The organism is Streptomyces sp. SCL15-4, from assembly GCF_033366695.1.
Classification (GTDB): Bacteria; Actinomycetota; Actinomycetes; order Streptomycetales; family Streptomycetaceae; genus Streptomyces.
This window is the reverse complement of sequence record NZ_JAOBTQ010000002.1, coordinates 1-14,814: the sequence shown is the minus strand read 5'-3', so window position 1 is coordinate 14,814 and position 14,814 is coordinate 1. Positions and strand designations below refer to the sequence as shown.

At 71.7% G+C, this 14,814-nt stretch carries 15 protein-coding genes; 3 read left to right on the top strand and 12 right to left on the bottom strand.

What is annotated here, in order from left to right; all coding sequences use genetic code 11:
• Window positions 1-56: 56 nt before the first annotated feature.
• From SCK26_RS37865 to traA, 12 genes are all read right to left on the bottom strand, one after another.
• Window positions 57-632 (bottom strand): transcriptional regulator, encoded by a 576-nt coding sequence (locus tag SCK26_RS37865; RefSeq protein ID WP_318206207.1) that lies wholly within the window; start codon window positions 630-632, stop codon window positions 57-59.
• A gap of 4 nt (window positions 633-636) precedes the next feature.
• Window positions 637-3,894, bottom strand: coding sequence for a hypothetical protein (locus tag SCK26_RS37860; protein WP_318206206.1), 3,258 nt, complete (start codon window positions 3,892-3,894; stop codon window positions 637-639).
• Window positions 3,891-4,097 carry a hypothetical protein gene (locus tag SCK26_RS37855; protein WP_318206205.1) on the bottom strand — a complete coding sequence of 69 codons (207 nt, stop codon included), beginning with the start codon at window positions 4,095-4,097 and terminating at the stop codon, window positions 3,891-3,893. Before SCK26_RS37855 ends, SCK26_RS37860 begins: the two co-directional genes overlap by 4 nt.
• Before the next feature lie 169 nt (window positions 4,098-4,266).
• Entirely contained in the window at window positions 4,267-4,611 is a 345-nt protein-coding gene (locus SCK26_RS37850; protein WP_318206204.1) for a hypothetical protein, read from the bottom strand.
• A gap of 39 nt (window positions 4,612-4,650) precedes the next feature.
• Window positions 4,651-4,998: a hypothetical protein gene (locus SCK26_RS37845; RefSeq protein WP_318206203.1), complete on the bottom strand. Its 348-nt coding sequence runs from the start codon at window positions 4,996-4,998 to the stop codon at window positions 4,651-4,653.
• Window positions 4,999-5,211: 213 nt separating this feature from the next.
• A complete protein-coding gene (locus SCK26_RS37840) occupies window positions 5,212-5,919 on the bottom strand; it encodes a DNA methylase (protein ID WP_318206202.1) in 708 nt (235 codons plus the stop codon).
• Complete coding sequence (gene ssb / locus SCK26_RS37835; protein ID WP_318206201.1) at window positions 5,916-6,371, bottom strand: single-stranded DNA-binding protein; 456 nt, start codon at window positions 6,369-6,371, stop codon at window positions 5,916-5,918. The genes SCK26_RS37840 and ssb overlap by 4 nt, the downstream gene beginning before the upstream one ends.
• A 157-nt stretch (window positions 6,372-6,528) precedes the next feature.
• Window positions 6,529-6,729: a hypothetical protein gene (locus SCK26_RS37830; protein WP_318206200.1), complete on the bottom strand. Its 201-nt coding sequence runs from the start codon at window positions 6,727-6,729 to the stop codon at window positions 6,529-6,531.
• 16 nt (window positions 6,730-6,745) lie between these two features.
• Complete coding sequence (locus SCK26_RS37825; protein ID WP_318206199.1) at window positions 6,746-7,663, bottom strand: DUF2637 domain-containing protein; 918 nt, start codon at window positions 7,661-7,663, stop codon at window positions 6,746-6,748.
• Window positions 7,660-8,175, bottom strand: a complete 516-nt coding sequence (locus SCK26_RS37820) for a hypothetical protein (protein WP_318206198.1) — start codon at window positions 8,173-8,175, stop codon at window positions 7,660-7,662. Before SCK26_RS37820 ends, SCK26_RS37825 begins: the two co-directional genes overlap by 4 nt.
• 122 nt (window positions 8,176-8,297) lie before the next feature.
• Complete coding sequence (traB, locus tag SCK26_RS37815) at window positions 8,298-10,304, bottom strand: plasmid transfer protein TraB (RefSeq protein ID WP_318206197.1); 2,007 nt, start codon at window positions 10,302-10,304, stop codon at window positions 8,298-8,300.
• A gap of 13 nt (window positions 10,305-10,317) precedes the next feature.
• The gene (traA, locus tag SCK26_RS37810; RefSeq protein WP_318206208.1) at window positions 10,318-10,815 is read right to left on the bottom strand and encodes a plasmid transfer protein TraA; all 498 of its coding nucleotides are present in this window, start codon (window positions 10,813-10,815) and stop codon (window positions 10,318-10,320) included.
• Window positions 10,816-10,981: 166 nt separating this feature from the next.
• Between traA and SCK26_RS37805 the strand changes: the two genes are divergently transcribed.
• From SCK26_RS37805 to SCK26_RS37795, 3 genes are all read left to right on the top strand, one after another.
• Window positions 10,982-11,701 carry a GntR family transcriptional regulator gene (locus SCK26_RS37805; protein WP_318206196.1) on the top strand — a complete coding sequence of 240 codons (720 nt, stop codon included), beginning with the start codon at window positions 10,982-10,984 and terminating at the stop codon, window positions 11,699-11,701.
• 541 nt (window positions 11,702-12,242) lie between these two features.
• The gene (locus SCK26_RS37800; RefSeq protein ID WP_318206195.1) at window positions 12,243-12,842 is read left to right on the top strand and encodes a hypothetical protein; all 600 of its coding nucleotides are present in this window, start codon (window positions 12,243-12,245) and stop codon (window positions 12,840-12,842) included.
• 656 nt (window positions 12,843-13,498) lie between these two features.
• On the top strand, window positions 13,499-14,701 hold the full coding sequence (locus tag SCK26_RS37795; protein WP_318206194.1) for a hypothetical protein: 1,203 nt from the start codon (window positions 13,499-13,501) through the stop codon (window positions 14,699-14,701).
• Window positions 14,702-14,814: the final 113 nt, after the last annotated feature.

Here is a 14,814-nt window from a genome sequence, read left to right as displayed (position 1 = left end):
AGGACGACCGAGGGGCCCCCGCCGGCAGTCTGCCGCGGGGGCCCCTCGGGGAGCTGCTACGCGCCAAATCCGATGGCCGCAACGGCGGTGTAGGCGCCCCACTCGGAGCCGAGGGTGTCCTCGGCAATGTCCTCCCACTCGTCGTTCATCGCGTCGACGTCCCCGGCGGCCCACAGGTCGACGAGCCGGTCCCACTGGGACGGGCGGATGTTGACCTTGCGGACTTCCAGGGCCCGTTGCCGGGAGGGGGTGACCCCTGCCTGCGTGATGGGGTGGACTTCCACGCGCGTTCCGCGCCCGTTGTTGTTGAGCCGGTTTTTCAGGTTCTTCGCCACGTTGCGGCGCCGCAGGTCGGCGTATGCGGCATCGAGTCGGCCGCGGTTTGCCTTGTTCGGGTCACGGTCCCCGGACAGCCACGCGATAAGCGTGCGCGGGGTGACGCTGATACCGGCCCGCTCCATTGCCTGATATCCGGCGGGGGAGTTCGTGAGGTACTTGAGACGCGCCTCCAATCCGCGCTCACTCATGGCGGACGACTTGATACCCCCGGCAAGTTCCGTGAGCCGGTCGGAAATTGCTTCCCCGCCCTGCTTTCCGTGCGCTCCGAATTCGCCTGTGATTTTGCCTACCATGTCGTCACTCCCCCATCTTTGCGACCGGGGCGCCGACGACATAGGCACCCTTCGTCTTCATCTCGGTCAGTCCCCGACCCTCAGCGAATACCGCGCGCCAGTCTCCGGCCACGTGCAATTCGTCGGTTCCGGTGATCCGGTGAACGGTCAGACCGGCGGTGTGTGCCTTGAATGCGCGGCGCCACAGATTCCCGTGTGCCTGCGCGCGGATGATCTGTGACCAGTCCGTGCGCTCGATCAGGTGATTGAACTTGGAGGCTTTCGCGGACGTCGAAATGAACTTGGAATACATGGCCTTGACGTACGCGAGGGTGACGTCATCCCCCGACTCGATGGCCGCCGCGCGCGCGTCCCGGAGGATGATCCGGAAGGCGCGGAGGATGGACTCCGAGGACCCGCTCGTCCACGACTCGTGGATGACCGGTGCATCGCACAGGCGCCCGTACTTCTCCGAGGACGCGTCCAACAGGAGTTGCAGGGTCGGCCGGGTGACCCACAGGTCCCCGGACAGCTCCCGGGACCCGATGGGGTTGGGGAGGTCGGTCCGGGTCCACTCCGGCGGGGTGATCCGGTAGAGACCGGAGCGGCGCCGGTCGAACTCCCCGCCCGTGGCGTGCTGCAACGCACCGATCGGGAGGTGAGTGTTCAGCGCGGAGAGGTAGGCGGCGTTCACGTCCAGGAGCTGCACCTCAGTGCCGTCCGGGGTCGTGGGGTTCGTCCACTTCGGACGGGCCTCCCACACGTCGTTGGCGCCGTTCTTGGACGGCTTGCGCAGGATCTCCGGCTCCGGCGGGTGCGCGGTGAAGTCGTACCGGGCAGACACCCGCGTCGACTCCAACAGCTCCATCCCGTCGGGGATCGCGGTCTTGATCAGAGCGGCGGTTGCCTTGTCGACGTCCCCGCCGGCCTTTTCCAGGGCGGCGGCCACACGGTCCGCGATGCTCGCGCACACGGTCGGCTCCGGCCGCACCTTCGGGGAGGCCTGACGGCTCGGGGCGGGGGCCGCGGCGGGCTCCGGCTCCGGCTCGGGGAGGACCGGCTCGTCCACGACCACGGGGCCCGCAGGGACCGCCAGGGGGGCCGCCTCGGGGGTCACCGGGTCGGGGACCGCGGCCAGGGCCGGGCGGTCGCTCACGGAGGCTCCGAGGGTGCCCGCGGGCCACTCGTCCGGCGCGTCGCACCCGGGGTGCAGTCCGTCCCCGTTGAAATCGGCGTCCATGGCGTTGCCGCACCCGCGGCACACGAGGGGGCCGCCCTCGGGGCCCTGCGGGGTCTGGGGGCCGTCCTCGGTGGCGTCGCCCTGGCCGCCGTCGGTCTCGACGGGGACGGGCATGGACCACACCTTCTTCGTGGCGCGGGCAACGGAGATCCACTGGGAGGCGGTGTGCCGGTGGGTGATCCGGCCGCCGCGGTTCTCGTCTTCCCCGGTGATGTATCCGGCCGTTTCCAGGGCCTCTCCCATGGCGCGGGCCGTGATCTCGATGGGGGCGCCGGAGTCGGCCGACTTCTGGATGACGTACGGGGCGGCGGCGGACGGGAGGAGGTAGAGGCGGGTCCCGTCCGTCCAGCCGATACCGGCGCCCTGCGCGTACTCCCCGCGCCACCCGAGGGCCTGCCCCTGCGCGGGCATCCCGCCGTGCACGTCCAGGACGTGAACGTCCCCGACCGCCAGTCCGTCAAGGATGGCGTCCCGGATGCGGTCGGCCATGGACTGGCCGGAGTTGGCGTCCACCTGCGCGCGCAGGGACTCGCACAGACCGGCCCACCCCCGCTCCCACAGCTCCCGGGCCCGGTCCTGCGTGACCCACCCGCGGGAGAGCGCGAACTCCAGACCGCAGAAGAGGCCGGCCGCCTTGTCCGCCGACGACTCGACGTAGCGGCCGGGCGCCTCGGTGGCGGCGGTCAGGTCCGCGGCGAACCGGTGCTCGAGCTCGGAGACGTAGGCGTGCGCCGGCATCTTGGCCGCCCACCAGATGACGAACGCGGACATGAGCGCGGAGCGGTCCGAGGGGCCGCCGTTCTCGTCGGCCGCCGCGAACGCGGCCGGGTCGAACTCCCCGCGGGAGAGCTGCAACAGGTGGGTTCGGTTCTGCGCCGACTCGACCGCGGTCACGTCCTCGGCAGACAGACCGCCGAACGCGCGGGGCCGGAGCCGGTCACGGGCCACGATCTTGCCGTCCTTGATGCCCATACGGCCCTTGGACGAGCCGTTGAACAGGGACCGGGCGAACAGGTCGAAATAGTCGGCGCGCTCGCGTGCGGAGCCGGTGGGGGCCATGTCGTCCCACCCGACGAACATGTCCCCGAACGTGTGGTGGACGTACTCCACATAGGCCGGAGTGGCGAACGCCTTCCCCGCGTTGAAGGGGAGCGTGTTCCAGCGGACCGAGGGGGCCCAGCACTGCGTCAGGAACGCCATGTGGCCGGACTTCCCGGAGCGGTTCACCGCGCAGTACGTGCAGCTCCCCGAGGGGCGCCCCATGGCGGCCCGGAACACGGCGCCGATTTCGACCGCGGCGAACTTGTCCGGGGTCATCCCGAACAACTGCCACAGCGCATCGAACGCGCGGCGGCCGGCCGCGTCGTCCTCGGGCGGGGGCGCCATGGTGAACACCCCGAGGCCGTTGCCGTAGACCGGGACGTCCAGGGCGCCATCCTTGGTCCACGCGCCGCCGCCGTGGACGTACAGCCACCGGCCGTCGCGGCAGTGCCACCCGAGGCGGGAGTACGCGGGGATGGTCGGGTACCGGGCGGACCCGAGGCGGATCGACGTCACGATGTCCCCGCGCGCGGTCTGGCCGGTGGCCGCGAGAACCTGCGGGATCTCCGCGAGTTCCTGCCGGTCCAACCACGCCAACTTGTCGAAGTCGTCGGCCGGGACCGTGTCGACGACGACCGGGCCCGCGTCCTCCCGGGAGACCCGCAGGTCGTAGTACGTGACCACGGGGCGGGACCGGTCGGTCGTCTCGGTGGCCGCGATCGGGTACGGCTCCCCGGTGTCGTCGGCGTACGCGGCGGTGATCTCCGCGCGGGCGGACAGGATCTCTTTGCGGGACACCTTCGTGACCCGGTCCCCGGCGGCGTTCTCGCCGTAGGAGCGGCTCACGCGGTAGTGCCCGTTCTCGTCTGCCTCGTACCGGTCCGCGATCCGTTCCGTGATGATCTCTTCCCGGGCCCCGTCGGAGCCGGTGACCACACGGAGGGGCCGCTCGGTCCGAGGGCGGGGGGCCCGCGGCCCGGCGGTCGGGGTCGTCTCGGTCATTCGGCCGCCCCCGCCTTCCGGGAGAGCAGGCGATCGGCGTACGCGCGGGCCCGGGTGAGGGTCGGCCATCCGGAGGTGATGAGTTCACCCGCGGCGCAGTGCACGCCCCACCCGCCGCGACCGCGCACGGTCCGGCAGATCAGGTAAGCGGTCGTCCCGTCGGTGACCGTGGTCACCCGGCCGGTACCCCCGACGGGGGTCACACGGGGATCTGTGGTCAGTTCGGGTGCTGACTGGGTACTCTTGTCCTGCACTTCATTCCTCGCAAAGGGATTGATGCCAAGCCTCGGGAGTCGGATCTCGGGGCTTTCGGCATTCCTGGGGGTAGAGGCCTGCGGTCGTGACCCCCGCCGGTCAGGCGGGGTCGGATGGTCACGGAGCGCGGGCCGGAGTGAGTCGGTGCCACCTCCTTTGAGGGGACAGCGCACGAGGGGCCGCGGCGGGGAGCGGTATCCCGGCCGGCCGACCCACGAGGACGAGCAGAAGGGCCGCCAGGGCGGCCCGAATCTGCGGCGGGAGCGCGGCGAACGCGCGCACGAACGCGCGGCCGACGTCCCGCCGAGCCTGGGGAGTCATGCCCTTGACCATGGCGACGATCCGGCGGTCAACATCCCGCGGGGGGACACCGCGGTATCCGCCCCACTTCCACAGGATCAGGAACTCCTCCTCCGTCATGTTCAGGAACAGGTCCAACACGGCGTCAGTGCGGTCTCCCACGGTGCTCACCTCCTTCGGGGACGTCGTCATGGTCATGGGTCAGGCTCCGAGGGGGAGCGGAATCGTGAGGGAGTCGGGACCGACCTGCGCGCCGCTCGCCTTGATCGCGCGGTACATCTGCGCCAGAGCGACTCCGGCGGCCACGGCCAGGGCGGCGGCGGCCACCAGGAGCAGGGCCTCGGATACCGGGATGTAGCGGCTCCGGCCCTGGCCGTGCTGCGCGACGACGACGCCGTACCGGCGCACGGTGTAGTTGATGGCTTCGTAGTCGCCGGTGGTACGGGCCACGTCGGAGACGCGCACGGTGCCCTGCGGGGTCACCCGCCAGTTCGCGGGGACGGCAGGGGCCGCGTCGGTGCCGGTCGGCTTGGTCGCTGTAGCGGTCACGTCGCAACTCCTTTCATGATTCGTCCCCGAATCCTACGCCCCGTCAGTACCCGTACGCCACTACCGAACAGGGGAAAGATCCCGCGCGTCGGGGCGAACCGGGTACGGAAGGCGGCCCGGTTTTCTCCCTGTTGGGAGGGCACCGGGCCGCCGGACGTCCGCGCGGTCACCGTACGGGGAGGGCCCCCGATACCGGAACGTATCGGCGTGCGGTCACGCCGCGACCGCCAGACCGGATACCTCGAGGAACGCGGAGCCGATCCACTCGGTGTAGGCCGGCGGTATCGCCTCGGTCAGTTCCTCGCGCACGTCCGTCCAGTCGATGCCCATGGCGGCTTGCATCTCCGGCACGGTGGCCTTCCCCCCGCCCTTGCCGTACGCGGCGACGTAGGGCCCCTCGTGCCAGACCCCGTGCCGGTACCCGCGCACCCGGCCCCGGTGGGGGACGTGCGGCGGAGCGAGGAACGTCCACCCCGACACTTCGAAGTTGCGGTGCCTCAGCACCCCGAGCCCGAACATCTCGCCGCACAGCCGCAGATCCTTACGGACCGGGGCGGCCCCGTCCGGCTGCTCGATGACGTACGGGAGGCCGGTGGCGTCCAGCAACTCCCGCAGGGCGGGGATGAGCTGCACGTGTTCGCGGCCCCACCCTCGGGAGGCGTTCGTGCCGACCGTGAGCGCGCATCCGGCCTGGCACGGCGGGGAGGAGTGGACGAACGCGAACCGCCGGATCTCCCCCGAGGCGATCAGGGCGGCCAGGTACTCCAGCGCGTCGGCGCGCACGAACCGGTGCGGGTAGCGGGGGCGGTCCACCAGGTCCACCCCGGTCACCGCGAACCCTGCGCGCGCGTACCCGACTCCGGCCCCTCCCGCGCAGCAGAACAGGTCCAGCACTTCGGGCCGGCCCCCCACGGCGGTCACCGGCCGGACGGGGCGGCGGCGGGACGGGTGCGGCTCGCGGTCTCCCACGTCTCGTCACCGGGGGCGGACCCGCTCGTGCGGGTCGTCTTGGTCACGGTGGCGGTGGCGAACGCCAGATCGGGGCCGACCGCGGAGGCGTCCACCTCCCACGCGGACCGCTTCTCGCTCGTCTTCTCGTCCGTCCACGTCCGCTGTCGCAGGTCCCCCACGACGACGACGCGCATTCCCTTGGCCAGGGTGGCGGCCACGTTCTCCGCCAGGGACCGCCATGCCGAGACCCGGTGGAAGTCGGTGCCGGCGTCCTTCCACTCCCCGGACTGTGCGTCGTACTGGCGGCGGTTGACCGCTACGGAGAACTTCGCCACGGCGGCCCCCGAGGGGGTGAAGCGGAGTTCCGGGTCATCGGTCAGGTTGCCCACGAGGGTGATCGGGGTTCCGTTGCTGCTGCTCATGTCGTCTTCCGTTCTGTGGGCCCGGCCCGTGCGACGAGCCGCCGTTTCCGGCGACTCCCCGCCGACTATGCCGGGGGATCTGCTGAATTCAAGGGGGGTGAGGGGTTGGCCGGACGGCCACGAACGGGCCCGGGTGGGGGGCCGGACCCGAACGCGATCAGCCGGTCAGGTCGAACAGGTCCAGTTGGCCGGCCACGGGGGAAATCCCGCGCGCCTTCAGGCGCCGGTACTCCGTGGCCACCCACGACCGGGAGTAGCCGGTCAGGGTCACGGCCGTGGACTGGGGTTGGCCGGTGGTGTAGCAGTCGCGCACGATCTCCAGCGCCCGGTCCCGGGTCATCTGCTGCTGTTCGGACACGGCCCCTCCCTCGGGGTCAGTTGACGGGGGCGGCCACGCGTCCCCACGCGGCCCGGAGACGAGCGGCGGAAGCGCTGTAGCCCAGCTCCCGGAACCGGTCTTCCATCTGGCGGTAGGAGCGGGGCGGGTCGGTCTCGCGGATGAGCAGGACGACCACGGCGTCCAGTTCAGCGTCCGTGAGTCGTCCGCCGGTCTCCGGCATGACGAGCGGGCGGGCCGCGTGCGGGTCCGTGTCGGTGGGGTTGTCGTCCGTGTCGGCGTACGTGTCGTCAGTCGTCCACGGGTCCGGCTCCGTGTCGGCCGGAGCGTGAACCGGCACGGGGAGCGCGCCGGTTTCCTCCGGTGCCGTGTCGGCCGCGAGCGTGAGCGTGTCGGTTTCCGTCCGGGCCGTGTCGGTCGCGTCGTCCGTGTCGGTTGCCGTGTCGGCGCCGACCCGAACCGGCACGGGCGCCGTGTCGTTGGCGACCGGGGCAGTGTCGGCAACGGCGCGCGGCGGCACGGGCGCCGTGTCGGTCTTGGGTCCGCGTCCGCCCTGTGCCGTCATGGCGGCCAGGTGGACGGCCAGGGCGGCGGCCAGGGGCGGCACGGCCGACACGGCGATGACCAGGGGCGGACCCACGACGATGTGGTCGGTCGACACGAGATGGCCGATGGCGTTGAGGACCATCGAGCCGCCGACCGTCACGAGGGTGAGCCAGCATCCGAGCTTGCGTGCCGCTTCGGGCAGTCCGGCGGTGAGCCAGACCAGACCCGACACGAGGGCGAGGACGTCCACCGACACGGGGAGGGACCACTTCATCTCGCGGCCCCATCCGACCGCGCCGCCGAGGGTGGCGAGTGTGTCGGCCGACGCAGCCATTGCGACGGTTGCGACGATCGCCGCGCCGGTCACCAGGACGGCACGGGTGCTGATCTTCTTCATGTCGGTGCTCACTTCCGCTTGCTCTGTACGACGACGCTCTGAACGACTTTGACCGTGAGTGTGTCGGCTCCGGGCCGCTTGCGGCACGCGAGTGCCAGGGCGAGTGCCAGGGCGACCGCGCCGCTGAGGTAGGGGGCCGCCGCCGACACGGCCGACACGGCGGCGGTCAGGGCGAGCGACACACCCCACACGACGAACCCGATCACGCCCGCCATGGCCGACACGGCGGCGGTCACGGCCGACGCGCGCCAGACCCACCGGGGGACGACCGGGTCCGTGTCGGCCGCGGCCAGGGCGGCGGACTGGGGGAGCAGGGCGCCGGACTGCACGAGGGCGGCGGCGGTCTGCTGCTGCTGCCACGCGGCCAGGAGTTCGGCCGTGGTCGGCATGGCGGGCGCCTCGGGGGCGGCGGGGGCCGCCGGCGGGGTGGCCAGGGCGGCGGGGGAGTCGGGGATCAGGAAGTGCGTCACGTCGTCCGGCGTGACCTCCCGGCCCGGTGTGCGATGCTCGTTGCTGCTGCTCACGGGGTGCTCCTTCGTGGGTGTCAGGGCCCGCTGTCAGGGCCCGGTGTCAGGCGGTGTCAGAGCGGGTGTCTGCCGCTCTGACACCGCGTCTACCTGGGGATTAGGTGTCAGGTGTCAGGCCGTCAGGCTGACGTCAGGGCCGGGACGATCCGGTATTTGTGGCCTCCCGTGGGGACGAGCCGCCCCTCCCGGCCGAGGCGTCCGAGCTGTCCGGAGACCCACGCCCGGGACCGGCCGTGCCGGTCACAGTGCTCCATGAAGTCCTTCGTCTGGACGACCATGCGGCCCGCCTGCTCGAACTCCCGGAGGATGTCCTCGATGGCCTCCCGCGGGTCGTGCGGCTCGTCCCCGGCCGGGGCGCCGAACATCGGTGCGTCGCTCGCCTCGGGGAGTTCGGCCTCGGGGTCGATTCCCTCGTCCTCGGGGTCAACCAGCGGTTCGGTGTCGGTCGTCACGTCGTTGTCTTCCGTCCTGGCGGCACGCTGCGGGCCGCCCTCGGTGGCGGTGCCCGCGGCCGGGCTCTGGCGGTCGGTGTAGAGCTGTCCGGCGACCGAGGCCGCCGCCGTGGCGGTCACGTCGTCCACCGGCATCCGCACCGCGGCGAACTCCCGAACCGCCCACTCCAGCGCTACGGGGTCGTTGCGGAACGTCCGGGAGGGGGTGGACCACAGTTCCTCGTCCACGCCCGCGCTGACCAGGTAGCAGTAGCCGGGCCGCTTGTTCCCCCAGGCGCCCGGGTTGGCGCCCGCCTCCAACACATCGGAGGGGAGGGCGAAACCGGCGTCCCGCTCGTCCACCCCGAGGCAGAGCGCGGACGGCAGGGACGCGCGGGTGTCGGTGCTGATCTGGTAGCCGGACGCGCGCTGCATCGAGACGACCAGGGAGGCGCCGGCGCTCCTCGCTTCCTGCGCGATGCCGGTGAACGCGTCGTCGTCCACGGCCCGCAGCGTGTTGGCCGCCTCCTCGAACCAGCCGACCAGGTAGGCCATGCCGGGGCACCCGCACGCCGCGCCGTCCTCGCGGCAGGTGTGCGCGGGGTCGTCCTGGCGGACCGCGGCGGCAGGCTCCCACGACCGGTAGCCGTGCTGGCCCAGCCAGAGCTGACGGGCCGGAATCACGGCCTTGAACGCTTCGATCATCACGGCGGCGCCGTCCTGCGTCGTGACGACCCAGTCGCACGCGCCGAACGCCTCCCCGAGGTCCTGGCCGCGCTTCGGGTCGGACAGCCACACCACGACGTCCCGGCGGGTCAGGATCTCCACCATGACGTCCATGGCCGCCTCGGTCTTGCCGGAGCCGGTCACGCCCATGACGAGCAGATGGATCGCCTGGGGGAGCGTGAGGCGCAGCTCCCGGCCGTCGTCGTACACCCCGATGACGAGCGGCTCCGCGACCGAGCCGCCCGGAGCCGACGGCCCGGGGTACCAGATGATCTCTTTCAGCATGTCGTTCGGGACGATGACCAACTCGCCCTTGCGCGCCGACTCGGGGTCGGGCCGGTAGCGCACGGCCGTGGTCGGCACGTCCAGCGCGGACGCGATACGCGGCAGGCTCCGCGACACGTCGTCGTTGGTGGCCTCCCCCGCCGGGAGCGCGTAGGGCGCGGTGACCTTGTTCGGTTCGACCTTGACCGCGCCCAGCTTCGTACGGGCCAGACCCACCTTCTCCAGCAGGCCCTTGTCCGAGGACTCGCCCGTGGTGACCGCGTCGGGGTTGCGGCGCATGACCATGCGCACGTTCCACGACAGGGCCGTCACGGCTCCGCCCATCAGGTACAGGTCCGGGAGCGGGCCCGCGAGCGGCCCGGACAGGGCCGCCCCGGTGAACCAGAGCGACCCGGCCGCAACCGTGATCGCGGAGTGCAGCCGACGCTGCGCGCTCGTCCCGCGGCCCGCCCACCACGTGGCCGCGGTCAGGGCCACGGACGAGAGGGTCAGGCCGACCCCGGCCCATGCCGAGTCCGCCCACATCAGATGTGCGCCGGACCCCGCCAGACCGACACCGGCCGTGCCGATCCACGGCGGCAGATGCGGCTTGGCACGGTGCAGGAGGTAGGCGCCGACCGCGGACGGCTTGGACGCGCCCTTGAGCTGTTCTTCGTGCTGCTGCTCGATGTCCTTCTCACCCATGGCCCTGACCCCTTTACTGCTGCGCCCAGTCCATGCGCGGACCCTGGGGGCGCCGCGCACGGTGCTTGACTCGGTTGATCTCCTCCTCGTACGCCTGCTGGAAAGCGGCGTACGTGGCGGCGGCGTTCTTCGCGGCGGCGGCGGCCGCGTCCGCGGACTTCGCGAGCTTCCGGGAGACGCGCCACGCGCGGGCCTTCGAGCCGCCGATACGGCCCTCGGGGTCCGGGACCGTGCCGAGCACGCCCTTGAGGATCTCCGCGCCCATGGCCACTTCGAAGCTGAGCGTCACCATGACGGCCCGCAGGTGGTTGCAGTAGTTGCGCACGTCCGCGGGGGAGGTGAACTCCGGCGGCGGGAGCAGGCTCTCCGGGTGACCGCCCCGGCCGCCCTGTGCGGGGACCGCGCCGCCGCCGGCACCCCCGCCGCCGCCGTTGTTGTTGGTCTTGCTCTGCGAGAGGTTCAGCGTGAAGGAGGGAGCGAAGGACGCCCCGAACTTCGCCGAGTCGTTCATCGTCTTGCCGCTGCTGGCGGCGTTGGTCGGTGTGCTCACCGGCTGCTCTCCGATCCGTGGCAGTGATGTGCTTCCGTTGTATTGCTGCGCTCTGTCAGGCAATGTAGAACATGACGTAGAGCAAGGCAAGACACGGTAGGACACTCGATGCCGAAAGGGTGAGAGCATGGCAGGGAACACCGGGTACGCGGACATTGCGGAGCACTTCCGCGGCCTGATCCGTAGCGGGGCGATGAACCCCGGGGACCGGATGCCGCCGATCCGGGAAGTGATGGAGACCTGGCACGTGTCCAGCGCGACCGCGAGCAGGGCATACAAGGTGCTCAAGGCAGAAGGACTGACGCGCGCCAGCACCGGCACGGGCACCGTGGTCGCGCGGCCGGCGAGCGACAACATCGCGGCCCGGGTCCGTAACCACGCGGCCACCGGCCGGGCACTCGCCAGCGGGGAGACCTCCCGGATTCTGGAAGTCGGCACGGTCGGTGCAGACGAGACCGTTGCCGCACGGCTGGAAGTCGAGCCGGGCACGCCCGTGCACGTCCGGCGCCGGATCGTGAGCCGGGACGGGGCGCCCGTCCACCTGTCGTCGTCGTACTACGCGGCGTTCGTGGTGGAAGCCACCCCCGAACTGACCCAGCCCGTTTCGACCGGAGCCTCCCGGGAGCTGGCCGCCGAACGCCTCGGAGTCGGTCAGGACCGGGTGTTGGAAGAGGTGACCTCCCGGCACGCCACGGAGCCGGAGAAAGAGGCTCTAGGCCTCACCGGGTCCGTGATCGTGACGCAGGTGGTGCGAACGGTGTTCCTCACGGACGGCCGGATCGTCGAAGTTGCGGTGAAGGTCTGCCACGGGTCCACGGTGTTGAAGTGGTCAACGCCCCTGAGCTGACCGTGACCCGGAACGCCTCTTGGTCAACCCCTCCGCCCCGAACGGCCCTCGGTCCAACCGGACCGGGGCCGTTCGCCTTTCCCAATCTTTCGTCAGTGCCGCGTGCGACCATCGGAAGTGAGACCGCGCCAGGAACCAGCAGGAAGGGGGGAACGTGCGAACCGTCCCCGTGCAAATCGTGTGCCGCTCATGTGCAGAGCCGTACCGGACCACCGTCCGCGGCGGGAACACCCGTTGCCCTCACTGCCGGACGTCCCGGCACGTGCGGGTGGAACAGGAGTGGGAAGGGCCGGTGACCCCGGAACTGTCCGGGGCCGCCTCCCGGGCCGTGAGCGTCGCCTCCCGGCCCGCCGTGTGGGTGGAGTGCCGCTGCGGCCACACGTGGCAGTCCCGGGCCCGGGACCGGATGACCGTCCGGTGCCCTGACTGCGGGACCGGGCAGCGCGTGCCCTACCGGACCCCCGGGAACACCGGCCCGTCCCCCGAGGGCTACCTCCCGCCGCCGCCCCCTCCCCGAGCCGCCAGGGTGCGCCCTGCGCCCGTGTGGGAGCCGGACGACGACCCCGACGACGAGCCGGAGCCGGACGAGCCGGAGCGCCCCTCCCTGGCCGCATGGATGCGCAACGGGGGCCGCGACGAACTCACCCGGGCACTCCCGCCCGGCAGTGCCCGCGGCGGACTGGCCGGCCTTCTGGCCGCCCTCGGGGGACGGCCCGCCGCCATGCCCGCGCCCGCGCGTCGAGCAGCTGCTCCCCGCCCTGCTCGTCCGCTCGTCCCCAATCCGCCGGCAGTGCTGCCGAGCCCGCCGACCGCCGCGGCCGGGGCCGCCGTGCAGCCGATCGACCCCCAGACGCTCCCGGAGCGCGAGCAACGGCGGCGGGACACCGTGGGCCAGATCGTCCGGTCCCTCGGTACCTCCCTGCTCGTCTGGTACAACCAGCCGCCGGGACGCTGCGAAGCACTGGACACCGGGCAGACGAGCGAGCGGCAACGGTGCCCGGGCACGGCGACGCACGCCGTGCGTTTCCGGCGGGACGTGACCGAAGTCGACGCCTACGCCTGCCCTGCGCACGCTCGTCCCCTGGCCGCGACCGCGGACCGCGCGCAGTACATCACTGCGACGATTTACCCGCTCCGGTAGTCGAGTTTTCCGCGCACCGCGCCAGACCAGCACGCGCACCGGAAATACCGCGTGTGCGCACACGCAGGAACGGCACCGCGCCAGCAACCAGCAAACCGGGAACGACCGCGGGTCGTCCGCGAAAACAGCGCGTTGTCACGGCCGACCGGCACCGGCCGGAGTAGCGTCTCCGGCACCCCCGCGGCCCCTGCTCACTCCCCCGAGAGCAGGGGCCCACTCGTCCCCGAGGGCGCCCTCGGTCCCGGCCGCGGTAGCCCGGTACGTCATCACGGGCCGCCGTACGTCAACAGGTTGACGTACGGCGGCCCCTCGGGGAGGCCCTGCTCGTCCCGGCCGGGACCGACCCGCAGATGGTTCCCCCAGGGAAGAGACCCCGAAGGATTCCCACGGGTATCGGCCCGTTTCCCCAGGGAACCGCGCCCCTTTCCCGCACGTATTGGGGCCGCGACCTGCGGAAACGGGAAACGGCCGCCTCCCAGCATCCGAGCCGCACGCCCTTTCCTGCACGTAATGCCGCCCTGACCTGCGGAAACGTCCGCATTTCCCCTGCGGTATCAACCCCGTTCCCCTCGGGTATCGGAGCCGATACGGCCACATAATGGCACCCTGACCTGCGGAAACGTCAGGTGTCGTACCCCGCTTGTATGGTCTGCCGCGTGAGCGATGACTCCCGTATGCGATGGACCCCGCCCGATCCCCAGCAGCTCCCGGAGTGGCGCGCGGAGTTGCTCGAACATCTCGACGCCGATTCCACGAAGGTCACGATGCGGGAGGCACTGCGCGCGGGCCGTTCCACGATCGTTCCCACGGTCCCCGGGATCGGAGCGTCCCAAGGGTCCGTGGGGGCCCTACTGCTCACGGCCTGCGAGCGGCGCCGGCTGGAGACAGCAGAGCTGTACTACGCCACCCCGGACATGACCGCGCTCGCCCTGGCCGCAGCGCACACCCCGCCCACCGAGCCGGTGACGCTCTCCCGCCTCCCCTCGGAGTCCGGATTCATCGTGTTCGGGGAACCGATCGGCGGATACACCGAGGACGCCGGCGCCGCCCTGGCCAACACGCCCTTCGGAACTCCCGGAGCCTCCGCGCAGATCACTACGCCGATCGTGGCCGCCTCTTGGTCGGTGTGGACCCCCAGGGAGGTCACCCTCGATCAGGGCGAGGTTCGTTGGCTGTACCGGGGCGCCGGATCGGCCGGCACCGTCCCGGCCGACTGGTCGGGGGTGTGGATCACCTTCTACAGCCCTCGGGGACTGTTCTCCGGCCTGCCGCCCGAGACCGTGATCGGGACCATGCGGGACGGCATGGTGATGACGGCCGGGATGATCGATGGCCTGCGGGAGGCGCAGGGGCCGCCCCTCGGGTGGGACAACGAGATGTTGCTCCGGGAGGGCGCCCCGTTCGACACGCCCGTGCCGGACACCACCGACCGGTGGGCGCACGTCCTCTACACCGCGTGGCAGCTCATGGCCCAGCAGGGGAAGAACCGGTGGGCCGAAGTCGACGAGATCCCCCGGGCCCGGGCCGGAGCCAAGCGCGACCGCCGCCAGGGCGTCACCGGCTCGTCCGCCGTCCGCGTCGTCCGCGTCCACTCCGCGCACCGTCCGACCCCGCAGGCAGCGCAGGACGACGCGCAGGCCAGCACCGGGCGCCGTGAGCCTCAGTGGTCCTGCCGGTGGCCCGTACGCCCCTACCGCCGGTCAACGTGCATGGACCCCCGCGCGCACGCCGAGGGCGGATGCACGCACGAGGACCGGATCGTCTCCGGCCACGTGAAGGGCCCCGAGGGGGCGCCGCTCCGGACCGGCGCCACGGTCCATCTGTGGGACCGACAGCCCACCGAAACGGCCCCTGACTAGGCACCTTCCCACTTTCCCGCGGCCCCTGCTCGATCGTCCCGAGCAGGGGCCGACCCATGCCCGGGACACCGGGGACCGGCTCGTCCGCCGGTCCCCTCGGGGACGCCTTCCCA